Below are 16,959 nucleotides of genomic sequence, written 5' to 3'. Positions count from 1 at the left end.
AGCAGGCTCGCAACACTCATTGTAGTAAACCCTCCTGATGCTGCCGGGATTTTGCCGTTAGCCGGACAGATCGGATTCCTGCAGCCGCGTCAGTATCTGACTGCGAGCCGCGTCGCGCAGTTGTAATGCGGCCTGCCAGTCTGTGCCTTGAGCCTGCAGCGGCGCATTTACCCATACCCGCAGTCTGGCGAAATGTGGGTGCATTGTTTCGCCGCGCAGCAAGGCGCGGGTGCCGTTCAGGGTCACCGGCACTATGGGCAGGCCGGAATGTGCGGCGACAGAGAATGCCCCGATCCGGAATGGCAGTAATCCCGGTTGGGCGCGGAAAGTACCTTCCGGAAAGAATACCAGCGAGTCGCCGTTGCGCGCCCGTTCCTCCAGTGCCTGTACATCCTCCACGCCGCGGGCGCTGTCGAAACGCTCGACGAAGGCGCTGCCCAGCCGACGCAGCGGTATGCTCGTGCGTGACTTGGCCAGCAGCTCCTGTTTGGCAACGAAAGCGAAACGCGGCGGCAGGACTGCTGTCAGTATCAGCGCATCGAGATAGCTGGAATGATTGGCGACCAGGATGCAAGGTGAAGCGTCAGCCAGCTGCTGCAAGCCTGCGATCTCGGGTGTCAGCCCGGTGAGCGCCAACGCGAGGCGCGCGCACCCTCTGGCGACGCGACGGCGCAGTTTGAGCACCGGCATCAGCACGATCATCAGCCAGGCGAGCGGGACGACAACGGCAAACACCGCCCAGGCCCAGGCCGCCCATACGCCATTTGCAGTGCGGCGCAACAGATGCGAGGCCTGGGCGCTGGCGCCTGACAGCGCCAGCCGCAGTACTTGCAGCCATGGTGCGCGCGGTGCGCCGCCCAAGGCGCCGCGTTCGTACAGTTCGCGGCAGGCGGCGCGCCGTACCTTGCCGCTCGAGGTTTTCAGCACCGTGCGCGGCGGCGCCAGCACGATATCATCGGCCGGCATGCCGACAAGATCGATGGCAAGACGGTTGATTTCGGACATAATCCGGCTGCGCTCTTCGGCATTCCCTGTGTCGCGGGTCTCAGCCAGCACTACCAGCCGCTCGGTGCCGGAGTGCGCATCGGTGGCCGGGAACACGGCCACACCGCCGCGGCGTACACCCTGCACCTGGCTGATAGCCTGTTCCAGCTCCTGCGGGTGGATGTTGTGCCCGGCACGGATGATGATGTCCTTTTCGCGCCCGGTGAGGTAGAGTTCGCCCATCGCGAGATAGCCCAGATCGCCGCTGTTGAGCCATGCGCCGTCGAACAAGGCTGCCGTGGCTTCGGCATTATGGAAATAGCCGCGCGTCGCAGACGGGCCGCGAAACTGCACGCGACCCTGAGTGCGTTCCGGCAGCACACTGCCGGCGGCATCGACGATGCGGAAATCGTGTTCGGGGAGTGCGCGGCCGCAGGCCACGATGCGCCGGGCGCGGACGTCAGCTGCATCGGCTGGGCGGGCACTGCCTTCATCCGCGAGCGCATTTCGATCCACACGGTCGATCAGCGGGCCGCGTCCAGGCGGCGGGAATGCCAGGCCAACCGCATTTTCGGCGAGTCCGTAGACCGGTGTCATGGTCTCGCGCCGGTAGCCGTAACGGGCAAAGCGGGCGCTGAAATTCTCGATCGTATCCGGGCTGACCGGCTCGGCGCCATTGTAGGCGATGCGCCAGCTGTCGAGTGTCAGGCCTTCGAGTTCGTGATCGTCCACTTTGTTGGCGCAGAGCTCGTAGGCAAAATTGGGCGCAGCCGAGACGGTAGCGCGATATTGATGGATGGTCCACAGCCAGCGGCCGGGGCGGGCGAGAAAAGCCAGCGGTGACAGCAGCACCAGCCGGAAGCCGACGTAGAGGCTGCCCATGCAGGCGCCGATCAGTCCCATATCATGGTAGAGCGGCAGCCAGGAGACGAAAACGTCATCCGCGGTGATTGCCGAAGCGCGCTCCATTGCACGCAGATTGGCGAACAGATTGGCGTGGCTGAGGATCACCCCTTTTGGATTGCCGGTGCTGCCGGAGGTGTATTGCAGGAAAGCGACGTCCTGGGCTTGCACGGGCGGCAACGTTGCCGGAGGGCTGTGATCGGCCAGCTCCGTTGCGGTGACGACTTCATGCAACGCCTCGCATTGCGCGCGCAGCAGATGTCCCGGGATCCTGGCGCGCTCGTCAGTGATCAGCATGCTGGCACCGGCATTGGCGACGATGCCGGCAATGCGCCGCATGTGGTCTTCGAGCTGTGACGGACGTGCCGGCGGATACAGCGGCACCGGTATGCAGCCTGCGTAGATGGTGCCATAGAACGCGACGAAGAATTCGCGGCAGGTAGGCAGCATGATCGCAACGCGCTCGCCGACAGCCAGCCCCCGTGCCAGCAGCCCGGCTGCAAGGGCCTGCGCTTCATCGCGCAATTGCCGGTAGCTGATGTTCTGGCTGTGTTCACCATCACCTTCGCTGTACAGGATGATGTGGACTTCATCGCCATGCCGGGCGGCACGCCAGTCGAGCATGCCGGTGAGTGTGTCGATCCCGGCGGGCGGATGCGTCAGCCGGGATGGTGGCGTGACAGGTATGGTTGCAGGCGTGACGGTTCCGATTGCGGCGCCAGTCGGGATCCGTTTCAGCAGATCGCGCGGCGTTTCCGCTTCGGCAAACGCTGCCTCGTCAAGCCGTGTTCCCAGGTCGCGTTCGATGCGGGCAAAGAGCTCCACCCGCGCCAGACTGTCGAGACCGAAATCACGTTCCAGTGCATGGTCCAGCCCCAGATGTTCGAGATGGGGCGCATCCGGTCGCAGCTCGCGTGCCAGCTCGCGCACGATGTTCAGCAACCATTCCGCATCGTGTGCGGCGTCGGCAGGCTGGTGGGGCGACGGGTGCAGGGTCATGGGGTTATATCCGACTTGGGTAAGCTATTCATTATAGTAACCGGCGGCCGGCCCGCCACTGGATGAGGTGTCGCGCTGCCGGATCGAATGGCTATACAGCGGGTGCGTGTTCCTCTTTCAGCTTGCGGCGCAGGATCTTGCCGACAGGGGACTTGGGCAGATGGTCGCGGAATTCCACGTATTTCGGCACTTTATATGCGGCCAGATTGGCCCGGCAGTGGGCGATCACCGTTGCGGCGGTGAGGGCCGGATCTTTTCTTACCAGATAGACTTTGACCGCCTCACCGCTGGTCGCGTCGGCTACGCCTGCGACACCTGCTTCCTTGACGCCGGGACAGGTCATCACCACTTCTTCGATTTCCGCTGGATAGACCTTGAAGCCGGAGACCACGATCATGTCCTTGTGGCGGTCGATGAAACGCAGATAGCCGCGCTCGTCCATCATGCAGATATCGCCGCTGCGCAGCCAGCCGTCGGCGTCGAGAACGCGGGCGGTTTCCTGCGGCATGTTCCAGTAGCCGCGCATCACCTGCGGGCCTCTGATGCATAGTTCGCCCGACTTGCCTGCTGCGACCGGGTGTCCCTGTTCGTCCCGTATCTCGATTTGGGTAGAGGGCAGCGGCATGCCGATCAGGCCGCTGAATTTCCTGGCGCTGAGCGGATTGGCGCTCACGATGGGGGAGGCTTCGGTCAGGCCGTATCCTTCGATGAGCGGCACGCCCATCGCTTGCTGCCAGCGTTCCGCCACCGTACGCTGCACCGCCATGCCGCCAGCCACCGCAACCTTGAGCGCACCGGCATTGGCCTGTCTCACTTTTTCGAAGCCCGGCGTGCCGAGCAGTTTGGCGAACAGGGTATTAACCCCGGTGATGACGGTGAAACGGGTCTTGCGCAGTTCGCGCACGAGGCGGGGAAGATCCCGTGGATTGGTAATCAGCACATTGTCTGCGCCCCATTTGACGAAGAGCAGCAGATTGGTCGTGAGGGCGAAGATATGGTACAGCGGCAGCGGCGTGACGACCACTTCCTCGCCTTCGCGGAAAGTGCTGCCGATCCAGGCCGAGGTTTGTTCCACGTTGGCCACCAGATTGCCGTGTGTCAGCACCGCGCCTTTGGGGATGCCGGTGGTGCCACCGGTGTATTGCAGCAGGGCGATGTCGTCGCGGGCAAGCGCCACGTCCGGCAGCGGAAGACGCGCACCGAGTTGCAGTGCATGGCTGAAGGGCACTGCCGCGGGAATATCCCAGTGCGGAACCATGCGTTTGATGTACCTGATCGTGAAATTCGTCAGGCAGCGTTTCAGCGGCGGGAACAGATCGCCGATGCGGGTAGTGATGACATGACGCACCGCCGTGTCCGGCAATGCCGATTGTAAAGTATGCGCGAAGTTTTCCAGCACCACGATGGCGCCGGCGCCGGAATCCGCCAGTTGCCATTGCAGTTCGCGCACGGTATAGAGCGGATTGACGTTGACGACTACCATCCCTGCGCGCAATGCGCCAAATAATGCCACCGGATATTGCAGCAGGTTGGGCAGCATGAGGGCGACGCGCTCGCCCTTGGTCAGGCCGATTTCGTTGCAGAGGTAGGCGCCGAAATGTGTCGACAGGCGGTCGATCTCGCCATAGTCCAGCGTAGTCCCCATGTTGGTAAAAGCGGGGCGCATGCGATAGCGCGCACAGCTTTGTTCGAACATGTCCTTGAGCGAAGCGAAACGAGATACGTCGACTTCGGCAGGAATCTCCGGGGGATAGTGCTGCAGCCAGACGGGTTCCATGATGGTCTCCTTGGACAGGGCGCGGGCAGCGTTCTTCTGCCTGCACCGTCCGCTAATCCGTGCAATGCGTGATGCGGACTTGGCCCGCATAAACACCCGAAACCATATTGAGCGCAATCATCGACTTTGACAAGCATTCCAGATCGCCAGTGCATGACGTGCTGTTTTGGTGCGCCGTCTTCTTGTGCCTGCACCATGCGCTTGCCTGCCGGCCAGATCATGATCGGCGAGAACGATTGAGAGCATGGTAATAACTTATTTTTAATCAACTGGTTGTAAATAAGCAGCAGGTTTGGCATGGCCTTTGCTATATATCCATGCAAGAGCCTTGTCCAATGGTGGGCGATCTCTGATCAAACCTTTTGTTAAATAAACGGAGTGACTCAGATGAGCGACCACGAAACTGGCATCCGGCCGGATGCCGATACCCTAGTAACTTCTGCTAATACACGTCGCGATTTCCTTAAGAAATCGACCGGCATACTTGGAGCTGCTGCCTTGATGAATCTTGTTGCCCCCGGAGTGCGTAATGCCGCCTGGGCGGGTGGTTCCGATGCCCCCGAAATTACCGAAGTAAAAGTGGGTTTTATCCCGCTGACCGATTGCGCATCGGTGGTGATCGCCAGCGTGATGGGGTTCGACAAGAAATACGGCATCAAGATTACACCGAGCAAGGAAGCTTCCTGGGCAGCGGTGCGCGACAAGCTGGTGAATGGCGAGCTGGATGCGGCACACGTGCTGTATGGTCTGATCTACGGTGTGCAGATGGGTATCGGCGGGCCGAAAAAGGACATGGCCAATCTGATGACCATCAACAACAACGGCCAGGCTATCACCTTATCCAACCAGCTCAAGGCCAAGGGTGCCGTGGATGGTGTCAGCCTCGCCAAGCTGGTCAAGGCCGAGCCGCGCGAGTATACCTTTGCGCAGACCTTTCCGACCGGCACCCATGCCATGTGGCTGTATTACTGGCTGGCAGCCTACGGCGTCAATCCGTTTACCGAGGCCAAGGTCATCACTGTGCCGCCGCCGCAAATGGTTGCGAATATGCGCGTGGATAATATGGATGGTTTCTGTGTAGGAGAGCCGTGGAATGCCCGGGCGATACGTGACAAAATCGGCTTTACTGCGGTTACCACCCAGGAAATCTGGCAGGATCATCCGGAAAAAATCCTGGGCACCACTGCCGACTGGGTCGCCAAACATCCGAACACTGCTCGGGCGCTGATCATGGCGGTACTGGATGCGTCGCGTTATATCGATACCATGAGTAATCGCTCGGCAGTAGCCAAAATTATAGCGGACAAGGCCTACGTCAATACCGATTTCGATTCCATCGAAGATCGTATGCTGGGTCAGTACGACAATGGTAACGGCAAGAAATGGCAGGACGCCAACTATATGAAGTTCTTCAACGACGGCAAGGTCAACTTCCCGTACCTGTCCGACGGCATGTGGTTCCTCACCCAGCACAAGCGCTGGGGTCTGCTCAAGGATGATCCTGATTATCTGGCCGAAGCCAGGAAGGTCAACCAGATCAAGCTGTATACCGAAGCGGCTACCCAGCTCAAGATCGCTGTGCCCAAGAGTCCGCTGCGGACTTCCAGGCTGATCGACGGCACAGTGTGGGATGGCAAGGATCCAAAGAAATACGCGGCCTCTTTCAAAATTCACGCTTAAAACCGCTCGAGTGGCGGCCTCTGTGCCGCTGCTCGATACGCTGGTGCCTACATCAGGAGAATCATCATGAGTGCCATATACGGAACACTCCCGCCCGACGCGAGCGCAGAAGCGCCCGCTGTCGTAACGCCGCAACCGCAAACTGCCAAAACGACCATGAGCAAAGCCAAATTTGACCTGAAAGGAAAACTCGGCGATTTCCTGCGCTGGGTGATACCGCCGGTGCTGGGCATCGTTGCCTTCATCGCATTGTGGGCATTGATCGCGCGGGAAACGCCCAATCTGCCCGGGCCGGCCACGACCTGGGAATCAGCCAAAGCGCTGTTCGCCGACCCGTTCTATAACAAAGGTCCGAACGATCAGGGCATAGGCTGGAATATCCTGTACTCGCTGTACCGCGTCGGCATCGGCTTCGGTCTGGCGGCGCTGATCGGCATCCCGCTCGGCTTCATGATCGGCCGTTTCAAATTTCTGGCGGCGATGACCGCGCCCATCATCAGCCTGCTGCGTCCGGTGTCGCCGCTGGCCTGGCTGCCTATCGGTCTGCTGGTCTTGCACAAGGCCGAGCCGGCTTCGATCTGGGTGATCTACATTTCCAGCATCTGGCCGATGATATTGAATACCGCGGTCGGCGTGCGCCAGATACCGCAGGATTATCTGAACGTTGCCCGCGTATTGAATCTGTCGGAGTGGAAGGTGTTTACCCGCATCCTGTTTCCTGCGGTGTTGCCGCATGTGCTGACCGGGGTGCGCCTTGCCATCGGCGTGGCCTGGCTGGTGATCGTGGCGGCGGAGATGCTGACCGGCGGCGTCGGCATCGGTTTCTGGGTGTGGGATGAGTGGAACAACCTCAATGTCGAGCACATCATCATTGCGATTTTTGTGGTGGGTATTATCGGTTTGCTGCTGGAGCAGGGCCTGGTGTGGATTGCCAGGCGCTTCAGCTACGACTAGCAAAGGACTAATTGATTAGTCCACGAACAGCACGAAAATCACGAAATAAATCTGCAAATTGGTTCCTCAAACTATTGTCGTGATTTTAGTGTTTTTGGTGGACAAGGTCTTTTCAAGATAACCGAACAGCAAACAATTAGCGGGAGCAATTCAAATGGAAAAGTTTGTGCAACTCGAACAGGTGGATGTGAAATTCACCACCAAAAAAGGCGTGTATCACGCTCTGTGCGACATCAATCTGAGCATCGACCAGGGTCAGTTCATTACGCTGATCGGGCATTCCGGCTGCGGCAAATCCACGCTGCTTAATATTGTCGCCGGGCTGCAGGACGCGACCGAGGGCGCGGCGCTGTGTGCCGGGCGCGAAATCAAGGGGCCGGGGCCGGAGCGGGCTGTGGTGTTCCAGAACCATAGCCTGTTGCCGTGGCTGACCTGCTTCGATAATATCTACCTAGGCGTCGAGCGGGTATTCGGCGCCAGGGAGGGTAAAGCCAAACTCAAGCAGCGCACGCTGGAAGCGCTGAATCTGGTTGGCCTGAGTCATGCCGAGCACAAGCGGCCTAACGAGATATCCGGCGGTATGAAACAGCGCGTAGGGATCGCCCGCGCGCTGGCGATGGAACCCAAGGTACTGCTGATGGATGAGCCGTTTGGTGCGCTTGATGCGCTGACCCGCGCTCACTTGCAGGACGAGCTGATGAAAATTGTTGCCGCCACCCAGAGCACGGTAATCATGGTCACCCATGATGTCGACGAGGCGGTGCTGTTATCCGACCGTATCGTCATGCTGACCAACGGCCCGGCGGCGACTATCGGCGATATCCTGACGGTGGATCTGCCCAAGCCGCGCGATCGTCTGGCGCTGGCCAACGATGCACATTATCACCACCTGCGTTCACGCGTGCTGGAGTTCCTCTATCAGCGCCAGATGCGCCCGGCTGCCTGATCAGAACAATTGCAGCAGGCGCACTTCGATGCCGCTGCGGTAGGGTACGCTGGGATAATAAGCCACCGGTGGCGGCGGTGCGTAAATCACGCGGGGGGCGGTGCGTAGACGACGCGTGGCTGATAATACGGGGTGACGTAATAGACATCGCGGTCATGGTGTTTGTATTTGTGACCTCTGCCCCAATCCCCGCGATCGTAGCCCTGGTAGCGGGGAGCGTCATAACCGCGACCGCGGTAGCCGTCGTCATCATCGGCCAATGCCGGTGTGGCAATGCTGGCCAATAAAACGAGCGTGACCAGAGTGCTGGTACGGTGGAGTGGTTTAAGTAGTGTATTCATCGTTCATTCCTCTTCTCATACTAACGGCGATAACCATTTACCGCCGGTGTTCAGACACATAACGGCGAATTTAGTGCCGGTCATGTTTTTCCTGATAAATGTCCTTGCTGGCCTGTTGCAGGTCCTGATGCACGTCCTTGCGTTCGGCGGCGGTGTATTTGCCGTCTGCCTTATACGCATGCTCTTCGGTACGGATCTGCTTTTGCTCCTGGGCCAGGCCCTGAGCTTCTTCGCGTGTCAGGCTGCCTGATTTCACGCCATGCTTGATACGATTGTGTTCGTTGTATTGCAGCTGGTTATTGGATTGACGGTGGTAATTGTCTGCGAAGGCAGCATTTGCGCCGATGAAACCGATTACCAATAATCCTGTTGTAATTGCTTTATTCATTTCATGCTCCTAAGTCAGATTGTCCGGGTTGCTTCCAGTGGAAGTGAGTTCATCATAAGGCTGCTTTGTAAGCGAACTGTTGCGAAATATGAGGCAAGTTGTAACAGAAAGTTACAGCGGGGTGATGAGGCTGTTAGACTGCGTGTTTTATCGCTACTGCCATTCATCGTGAACACAACATCCTTTTCCAGCTTGTCGTTATCTCCCGCCTTTCTCAGTAATCTCGATGCGCTGGGTTACCGCGAAATGACGCCGATACAGGCGCAAAGCCTGCCGCAGATACTGGCAGGGCGCGATCTGATCGCACAGGCCAAGACCGGCAGCGGCAAGACGGCTGCGTTTGGTATCGGCATCCTGCACAAGCTGAATCCGAGCTATTTTGCGATACAGGCGCTGGTGCTGTGCCCGACGCGGGAACTGGCGGATCAGGTGGCGACATCGCTGCGCCAGCTGGCGCGCTTTGCCAGCAATATCAAGGTGCTGACCTTGTGCGGCGGCTCGCCGATGGCGCCACAGGTAGCTTCGCTGGAGCATGGCGCGCATATCGTGGTCGGCACGCCCGGGCGTCTGCTCGATCATATCGGCCGCGGCAGCATCAAGCTGTCGACAGTGCAGACCCTGGTGCTGGATGAAGCCGACCGCATGGTGGACATGGGTTTCTATGATGAAATCACTGCCATCGTGCGCGCTTGCCCGAGCCGCCGGCAGACCCTGATGTTTTCGGCGACTTATCCCGACGATATACGCAAAGCCAGCAAGCTGTTTCTGCGCGATCCGGTTGAAGTCAAAGTCGAATCGCTGCATGCCGCCAGTCACATCGAGCAGCGTTTCTACGAAGTCGGCTACGATGAACGCAACGCTGCGGTAGCGAAGCTGCTCAATCACTTCAAGCCCGTATCCACGCTGGCCTTCTGCAACACCAAAGCGCAATGCAACGAGCTGGCCGAGGAACTGCGTGCGCAGGGATTCTCCGCGCTGGCGCTGCACGGCGACCTGCAACAGCGCGAGCGCGACGAAGTGCTGGTGCTGTTCGCCAACCAGAGCTGCTCGGTACTCGTAGCGACAGACGTAGCCGCACGCGGGCTGGATATCCAGACCCTGAGCGCAGTTATTAACGTCGATGTCACCCGCGATGCCGAAGTACATATCCACCGTATCGGTCGTACCGGACGCGGCGAAGCGCAAGGTCTGGTGCTGAATCTGGCAACGCCGAACGAGCTCAAGTGGGTCAAGTTGATAGAAAATTATCAAGGCGAGCCAGCCAACTGGTTCAATCTGGCAGAACTCGCGCAGGCAGAAGGCCCGCCGCTACAGGCGCCGATGGTCACGCTGTTCATGATGGGCGGCAAGAAAGACAAACTGCGTCCCGGCGATATATTGGGCGCACTGACCGGGGAAGTCGGATTGGTGAAAGAACAAGTTGGCAAGATCAACGTGTTTGAATTCGTCACCTATGTCGCGCTGGACAGGCGCATCGTCGAACAGGCTTTCGCCAGACTGAGTGCGGGGAACATCAAGGGGCGCAGCTTCAAGATGCGGTTGATCACGTTGGCGTGATGTAAAATTCTAGACATAAAAATGTCTTAAAAAAAGATATGTCTTATTAGTTGACATTAAATTCATCGCGAGTATAGTTGGATAAAACAACTATACGAGTCATGATTTATGGAAACTGCAAACGAACCGGAATTGCTGCAACTGAAGTGGGACGTGCGTCAACGCCTCATTCTTCTGGAAACCACCTTGCTGATGGTTGGGTGGATACGTGTTCAGGCGATTATGGAGACTTTTGGCATCAGTCGTGCCCAGGCATCCAAGGATTTTCAGATTTATCAAATATCGAGACCGAATAATCTCAGATATAACAAATCCGCCAAATATTATGAAGTGGGCGAGGGATTCACCCCGCTGCTGCTCACGGGCAAGACATCCGAGTTGCTCAGCGTCTTTCACACCCCCCATACACCTAATCCGCCTGTGCTCTCATTGAGCGCCTACCAGCCCAATGCCGCCGCTATCAGCCCGCTGGATCGGGAAATCGACCTGACTATCTTTCGCCTGATCAGTTGCGCAGCTTACAACCGCCAGAAAATCAGGGTGCGCTATCAATCACTTACCCAGCCCGAACCGCAGGAGCGGGTATTGTCACCGCATACATTGGTATTCAGCGGTTACCGCTGGCACCTTCGCGCATATAGCGATTACCACCGGCAATACCGGGATTTCGTGCTGGCGCGTATCAAAGGTATACCGGAATTAATCAATGAGCCCGGCGAACCGGATTCTCATGATGCTGATTGGTACACAGAAGTGCCTGTCATTATTGGCGTACATCCTGACTTGCCCGAAAACCATAAACAGGTGATTGCCGAGGATTACGGCATGACTGACCATCAAGTTGAAGTCAACATCAAAGGCGCACTGGTTAACTACTTTCTTAAACTGATGCATCTGGAGCCTAGCCGGGAACATCCTGACCCCAAGGTACAGCAGATAGTGGTGGTGAATAAGGATGAAGTTAAACCTTGGGTGTGGGGTGAGTAGCATGCTGGGGCGACAGGTAAAAATGACCATAGCAGCGTTCATGCAAAGCTCGCCAAGAATATCGGGCAATAAATTGGGGATGAACCAAGATGACCAATGATCTCAATCAAATACAGATTTTTGAAACGCAGGATGGGCAAATAAATCTGGAAGTTCGTTTGCAGGATGAGACAGTATGGTTATCCACCGAGCAGATGTCCCGTTTATTTGATAGAGAACGGTCGGTACTGACTAAACATATTAACAACGTGTTTAAGGACGGAGAATTAGACTCGTATTTAACTTGTGCAAAATTTGCACAAGTTCAAAAGGAAGGCAGTCGAGAAGTCACGCGGGAGATAGATTTTTATAATCTGGATGTCATTATTTTAGTAGGTTACCGCGTCAAATCAGCGCGCGGTGTGCTGTTTCGTAAATGGGCAACGCAAACTCTCAAGCAGCATCTGGTGCAAGGCTACACCCTCAACCAGCAGCGTTTTAACGAAAACGCACACGCGCTGGAAGCTGCATTGGCACTGGTGCGGAAAACCGCACAATCGCCTGAGCTCAATACGCAGGCGGGGCGTGGATTAGTTGAAATCATCAGCCGTTATACGCAGACTTTTTTGTGGTTACAACGCTACGACGAAGGCTTGCTCAATGAACCGGCTGGGCAAGCAGGTGGGCTGCTCCCAACCATGGTTGATGCCACAGCCAAACTTCAACATCTCAAACAAAAGCTGATAGCCAAAGGCGAAGCGACCGAGCTGTTCGCTCAGCCCAGAGGCGATGGGCTGGCCGCTATTTTCGGCAATCTCGATCAATTCGTATTCGGTGAGCCAGCCTATCCCACCATAGAAAGCAAAGCCGCTCATCTTTTGTATTTTGTCGTCAAAAACCATCCGTTTGCCGATGGCAACCTCATTATGACCATGCTCAGTTCAAACGAAGAAAAGGGACACCTACGACCACTGCATTCCCCTGCACTATAGGATAAACATCATGCAAAACAAATATTTTCAATATTGGGGTAAGGCTGATCCGAACTATCCGGATGAGCAGAAGTGGCATCTGCTGGTGTATCACTCTCTGGATGTGGCAGCAATAGGTGTGGCTTATCTCAAGCAGTCACCCTCTTTACTCAAATCTTGCTGTGACTTGTTGTGTTGCTCTGAACAGGCATTTTTGTCGTGGTCAGCTTTCTTCTTGGCGTTGCATGATTTGGGTAAGTTTAGCGAAGCGTTTCAATCGCAACGCCCCGATTTAATTCAATACTTACAATGCCGGACGCCGAATCCAGGCAAACAATATAGCGAACGCCATGATTCGCTGGGTTTCTGGTTGTGGGGTGGTGGATATGAAGGTATTTGCAGTGAGGTATTGCCGAAAATAGGTATCAGTAACACGAAGAGAATACAGGATAGTTTGGCCTGCTGGATGAGAGCGGTAACAGGTCATCATGGTACGCCGCCAAAATCATCTGGCAGCATAGATAGTTTTTTCACCAAAGAAGATAAGCAAGTTGCAGTTGACTTTGTGAAGGAGATGGCCGAATTATTATTCACTGATGAAGCCACGAGTATTCCCACAAATCTGGACGGGAAAGATTTTCAGCAATTGAGTGAAATACTGTCGTGGTGGTTTGCCGGTGTCACTGTACTTGCCGACTGGCTGGGCTCAAATACTAATTTTTTCCCATATCAAGACGGTTCAATAGATTTGAAAGAATATTGGGAATATGCCCAAGGTCAGGCAGTTATAGCACTAGCAAATTCAGGTGTTTTGCCATCCGCAATTGCTGGCGGGCAGACGCTTAAAAATTTCTTCCCGTATATACTGGATGCAACACCATTGCAGCAGTGGTCAACCACAGTGGATATACCGCAGGCACCGCAAATTTATTTGTTGGAGGATGTCACTGGGGCGGGGAAAACCGAAGCGGCGATGATGCTGGTTTATCGTCTAATGGCGCAAGAATTGGCAGAAGGTTTTTTTATTGGTTTGCCGACCATGGCGACCGCCAATGCCATGTATAAACGGGTGGCAAAAGTATATCAACAGCTCTTTGCCAATAATGCCAATTTAGTACTGGCACACGGTCATAAAAAATTGGTGGAAGAATTTGCCGCATCGGTTTTGCCTCTCAATGCGCCCGAGCACGATACGGCTCAACTGGATGAAACCGCCTCGGCACGTTGCAGTGCATGGTTGGCTGACCATAGCAAGCGCGCGTTATTGGCCTCAGCGGGTGTGGGTACCATAGACCAAGCGCTGTTAGCAGTTTTACACAGCAAGCACCAATCCCTGCGTTTATTGGGTTTGTTCAATAAGGTACTGGTAATAGACGAGGTTCATGCTTGTGATGCGTATATGCAAGGTGTGCTTGAAGTGTTGCTGGAGTTTCATGCACGCACTGGCGGTTCGGTCATTTTGCTATCCGCCACGTTGCCGGGCTACATGAAACAAGCCTTGCTGAATGCCTATGCGCGTGGCAGGAATCAATCAACTGCCCCTGCGGTGAGTTCGGCTGCGTATCCACTGGCAACACGCTGGCATGACGGACAAGCGACTTTGCAAGAAGAAGCCTTGGCCTCACGCGCCAATGTATCCAGAACGGTACAAGTACACTATGAAGCAAATGATGAAAAAGTCTTTGCGCATATTATCAATGCGTTACAGCAAGGCCAATGTGTCGGTTGGATACGCAATACCGTTGCCGATGCCATGACCGCCTACGAGCGTTTATCCAAAATCATTTCCCACGAAAAAATCACCTTGTTTCATGCACGCTTTGCTTTAAAGGATAGATTGGGGAAAGAAGAGCAAGTGTTGTCATTTTTTGGCGAGGAAAGTCAACAGCAAGATCGGCAGGGGCGACTCATGATTGCCACCCAGGTCGCCGAACAATCATTGGATGTGGATTTCGATGTGCTGATTACCGACCTTGCGCCGATAGATCGCATATTGCAACGGGCGGGGCGTCTGCAGCGCCACGTGCGCGATATGCAAGGGAATCGTTTATTAAAAATTGATGCTAAAGATGAACGGCCAGCCCCATGCTTGTGGGTTTATGCTCCGCCGTGGACAACACAACCCAAAGAAGACTGGTACGGAGCAGTATTCAAAAAAGGCCAATATGTGTATAGCCATCACGGTCAATTATGGTTAACAGCACAAGTGTTGCAGAAAGGCAGTTTCACCATGCCGGTCGATGCGCGGAATTTGATTGAAACTGTGTATTCTCAAACAGCAGAGCTGCCTGACGCATTAACTAAAAGCGCAATGAAAGCAGAAGGGCAGGTAATGTCAGAAGCAAGTTTGGCGCAGCAAAATACTCTGAAAATCGTGGGCGGTTATACCCGTGGCAACAGTGGCGACTGGTGGAGCGAAGCCAAAACGCCCTCCCGTTTAGGCGAGGAAACGATGGAAGTCATGTTGGCAAAATGGGTCGACGGACAATTGCAGCCGTGGGCGGAAGGTGTCTGGGCATACAGCATGGTGAAAATGGCAGTGCGATGGCTGGCGCAGGTAGATGTGCCGTCTGATGCGCTCCAAAAATCCGCTTATTTGCATTTGCAGCAGACCTTGCCCAGCCAGGGTAAGTGGTGCGTGCTGCTGCCTTTGATGCGGCGTTTGGATGGCGTGTGGGAAGGGCAGGCATGGACAGCAGGTAATGAAAAAGCAGGGAAAAAGCCAGAACTTCTGACATGGCTTTACGATGCGGATTTTGGTTTGCGAGTGGCAGAAACTCAATACGGAGAGACAGCAGAATGAATTTATTGGAAGAAAAATGGTTGCCCATTCGCCGCCGCACTGGGCAGGTGGACTGGATAGCACCACATCAAATTGCCGAGCCAGATATAGTTGCGTTTGCGGCCAACAGATCAGACTTCAATGGTGCGCTGGCGCAAATGATGATTGGTTTGATGCAAACGACTACACCAATTGAGGACGAAGGCGACTGGGAAGACTTGCTGGATTTGCCGCCTAATGCTGAAGTTCTGCAAAAATGGTTTGTGCCAATTGCCGAAGCATTTGTGCTGGGTGGTGATGGCGCACGTTTTATGCAGGATTTCAGCCTAACCGCAGCAGAAGGTGCGGAATGCACGATTGATGCGTTATTGATAGATGCTGCAGGTGGTTCGGCGATTGATAAAAACACCGACCATTTCGTCAAGCGCAACACCATCAAGGCGATGTGTCCACATTGCGCGGCCACAGCTTTATTCACTCTGCAAACCAATGCCCCTGCAGGCGGTGCAGGACATCGCACCAGCTTGCGTGGTGGTGGCCCCTTAACTACGCTGGTGGTTGCCACGCCATCACGCAGCTTGTGGCAGGACTTGTGGCTCAATGTCAAACCGCAACCCGCTTTTCTGCAACAAGGTGGTGACGCGCAAAAAACGGCAAAGCACTTTACCTTTCCGTGGCTGGCCGACATTAACAAGATTCAACCTGCAGGTGGCGAAACACAACCGTTGCAGGTACATCCCCATCATCTATTTTGGGCGATGCCGCGCCGTATTCGTCTTGATTTTTCCAATGTGCAAATGGGACTGTGTGACGTCTGCAAACGAGATTCGGCACAACTGCTGCATCGTTATGTCACCAAGCCACAAGGCTTGAATTACAAAGGCGCGTGGCGCCATCCGTTTTCTCCATACTACGAAACCAAAGAAGACTGGCTGCCTGTGCATCCGCAACCCGGTGGATTTAGTTATAAAAACTGGCTGGCGTGGGTATTGGGCGTTAAGCAAGGCAAAAAATCAGTGCAAGCTGCGGGTATGGTGGATTATTTCTTTCAGGCGCGGGCAAAGTATCAAGCGTCAGGTCAATTCAGGCTATGGGTGTTTGGTTATGACATGGACAACATGAAACCTCGTTGCTGGTACGAAACCACCTTTCCTCTGTATGGTTTGGCAGATGCTGAGCGCGCAATACAAGGACATGTACAAGACCTTATCTCCAATAGAATTGAAGCGACAGAGCAAGCCGTTTTTTATTTGGGCAACGCTATTAAAGAAGCATGGTTTCCTAAAAAAGATGGAAAATCGGATGCGCGCGGGGATTTGAGTTTTGTTGATAAATCCTTTTGGGACAGTACGGAACTAAGCTTTTATCAGCAGCTGAATGACTTGATGGAGCAGGCACGCACGGAAACGGGGATTGATATGGATGATGCCAACTTCATTATTTCCTTGGGCGATACATGGCACAAAGTTTTGATCAAATGCGCGACCAAGCTGTTTGATGTGGATATTGTCGGCGCAGGCGCTATCGGCCAGCAAGACCCGCGCCGTATTGCGGAAGCCTATAACAGCCTGCAAAGAAATCTGTACGGTGATGCGATAAAAACCATCTTACGTTTGCCTGTGACCGAGAAGAAAAGCAAGCCTGGCAAAGAAGGTAAGAAAGCTAAATCATCCACCGAGCCACAGGCTCAATCGTCATTGTAGAGGGAAGA

At 55.2% G+C, this 16,959-nt stretch carries 13 protein-coding genes; 8 read left to right on the top strand and 5 right to left on the bottom strand.

Annotated features, from left to right (window positions below; genetic code table 11):
- Positions 1-57: 57 nt before the first annotated feature.
- The 3 genes from CAP31_RS12715 to CAP31_RS15200 form a co-directional block, all read right to left on the bottom strand.
- Entirely contained in the window at positions 58-2,886 is a 2,829-nt protein-coding gene (locus tag CAP31_RS12715; protein ID WP_087447877.1) for an AMP-binding protein, read from the bottom strand.
- Positions 2,887-2,977: 91 nt separating this feature from the next.
- Positions 2,978-4,663, bottom strand: coding sequence for an AMP-binding protein (locus CAP31_RS12710; RefSeq protein ID WP_087447876.1), 1,686 nt, complete (start codon positions 4,661-4,663; stop codon positions 2,978-2,980).
- Positions 4,664-4,780: 117 nt separating this feature from the next.
- Positions 4,781-4,909, bottom strand: a complete 129-nt coding sequence (locus tag CAP31_RS15200; RefSeq protein ID WP_255377113.1) for a hypothetical protein — start codon at positions 4,907-4,909, stop codon at positions 4,781-4,783.
- A gap of 141 nt (positions 4,910-5,050) precedes the next feature.
- Between CAP31_RS15200 and CAP31_RS12705 the strand changes: the two genes are divergently transcribed.
- The 3 genes from CAP31_RS12705 (at position 5,051) to CAP31_RS12695 (ending at position 8,243) form a co-directional block, all read left to right on the top strand.
- Positions 5,051-6,343, top strand: coding sequence for a CmpA/NrtA family ABC transporter substrate-binding protein (locus CAP31_RS12705; protein WP_087447875.1), 1,293 nt, complete (start codon positions 5,051-5,053; stop codon positions 6,341-6,343).
- Positions 6,344-6,409: 66 nt separating this feature from the next.
- Positions 6,410-7,297, top strand: a complete 888-nt coding sequence (gene ntrB / locus CAP31_RS12700; RefSeq protein ID WP_087447874.1) for a nitrate ABC transporter permease — start codon at positions 6,410-6,412, stop codon at positions 7,295-7,297.
- Positions 7,298-7,451: 154 nt separating this feature from the next.
- Entirely contained in the window at positions 7,452-8,243 is a 792-nt protein-coding gene (locus CAP31_RS12695; RefSeq protein WP_087447873.1) for an ABC transporter ATP-binding protein, read from the top strand.
- An 86-nt stretch (positions 8,244-8,329) separates the two neighbouring features.
- Here CAP31_RS12695 and CAP31_RS12690 read toward each other — a convergent pair whose 3' ends face one another.
- Positions 8,330-8,584, bottom strand: a complete 255-nt coding sequence (locus CAP31_RS12690; protein WP_087447872.1) for a hypothetical protein — start codon at positions 8,582-8,584, stop codon at positions 8,330-8,332.
- A 70-nt stretch (positions 8,585-8,654) separates the two neighbouring features.
- Positions 8,655-8,972, bottom strand: a complete 318-nt coding sequence (locus tag CAP31_RS12685; protein WP_087447871.1) for a hypothetical protein — start codon at positions 8,970-8,972, stop codon at positions 8,655-8,657.
- Between the two features lie 168 nt (positions 8,973-9,140).
- Between CAP31_RS12685 and dbpA the strand changes: the two genes are divergently transcribed.
- The 5 genes from dbpA (at position 9,141) to casA (ending at position 16,951) form a co-directional block, all read left to right on the top strand.
- Positions 9,141-10,529 carry an ATP-dependent RNA helicase DbpA gene (dbpA, locus tag CAP31_RS12680; RefSeq protein WP_369802407.1) on the top strand — a complete coding sequence of 463 codons (1,389 nt, stop codon included), beginning with the start codon at positions 9,141-9,143 and terminating at the stop codon, positions 10,527-10,529.
- 108 nt (positions 10,530-10,637) lie between these two features.
- Complete coding sequence (locus CAP31_RS12675; protein WP_087447869.1) at positions 10,638-11,516, top strand: YafY family protein; 879 nt, start codon at positions 10,638-10,640, stop codon at positions 11,514-11,516.
- Positions 11,517-11,605: 89 nt separating this feature from the next.
- On the top strand, positions 11,606-12,487 hold the full coding sequence (gene rhuM, locus CAP31_RS12670; RefSeq protein WP_087447868.1) for a virulence protein RhuM/Fic/DOC family protein: 882 nt from the start codon (positions 11,606-11,608) through the stop codon (positions 12,485-12,487).
- A 10-nt stretch (positions 12,488-12,497) separates the two neighbouring features.
- Complete coding sequence (locus CAP31_RS12665; RefSeq protein WP_087447867.1) at positions 12,498-15,269, top strand: CRISPR-associated helicase/endonuclease Cas3; 2,772 nt, start codon at positions 12,498-12,500, stop codon at positions 15,267-15,269.
- Entirely contained in the window at positions 15,266-16,951 is a 1,686-nt protein-coding gene (gene casA, locus CAP31_RS12660; protein ID WP_157662751.1) for a type I-E CRISPR-associated protein Cse1/CasA, read from the top strand. The genes CAP31_RS12665 and casA overlap by 4 nt, the downstream gene beginning before the upstream one ends.
- Positions 16,952-16,959: the final 8 nt, after the last annotated feature.

This window comes from Sulfuriferula sp. AH1 (assembly GCF_002162035.1).
In the GTDB taxonomy this organism is placed as follows: domain Bacteria; phylum Pseudomonadota; class Gammaproteobacteria; order Burkholderiales; family Sulfuriferulaceae; genus Sulfuriferula.
This window is presented reverse-complemented; position numbering and strand designations above follow the sequence as displayed.

Bases quoted from the DNA above. Each gene is read 5' to 3' on its own strand.
- CAP31_RS12705 (WP_087447875.1), top strand. From the start codon at position 5,051: ATGAGCGACCACGAAACTGGCATCCGGCCGGATGCCGATACCCTAGTA.
- CAP31_RS12695 (WP_087447873.1), top strand. From the start codon at position 7,452: ATGGAAAAGTTTGTGCAACTCGAACAGGTGGATGTGAAATTCACCACC.
- CAP31_RS12675 (WP_087447869.1), top strand. From the start codon at position 10,638: ATGGAAACTGCAAACGAACCGGAATTGCTGCAACTGAAGTGGGACGTG.
- CAP31_RS12665 (WP_087447867.1), top strand. From the start codon at position 12,498: ATGCAAAACAAATATTTTCAATATTGGGGTAAGGCTGATCCGAACTAT.
- rhuM (WP_087447868.1), top strand. From the start codon at position 11,606: ATGACCAATGATCTCAATCAAATACAGATTTTTGAAACGCAGGATGGG.
- CAP31_RS12715 (WP_087447877.1), bottom strand. From the start codon at position 2,886: ATGACCCTGCACCCGTCGCCCCACCAGCCTGCCGACGCCGCACACGAT.
- ntrB (WP_087447874.1), top strand. From the start codon at position 6,410: ATGAGTGCCATATACGGAACACTCCCGCCCGACGCGAGCGCAGAAGCG.
- CAP31_RS15200 (WP_255377113.1), bottom strand. From the start codon at position 4,909: ATGCTCTCAATCGTTCTCGCCGATCATGATCTGGCCGGCAGGCAAGCG.
- casA (WP_157662751.1), top strand. From the start codon at position 15,266: ATGAATTTATTGGAAGAAAAATGGTTGCCCATTCGCCGCCGCACTGGG.
- CAP31_RS12690 (WP_087447872.1), bottom strand. From the start codon at position 8,584: ATGAATACACTACTTAAACCACTCCACCGTACCAGCACTCTGGTCACG.
- CAP31_RS12685 (WP_087447871.1), bottom strand. From the start codon at position 8,972: ATGAATAAAGCAATTACAACAGGATTATTGGTAATCGGTTTCATCGGC.
- CAP31_RS12710 (WP_087447876.1), bottom strand. From the start codon at position 4,663: ATGGAACCCGTCTGGCTGCAGCACTATCCCCCGGAGATTCCTGCCGAA.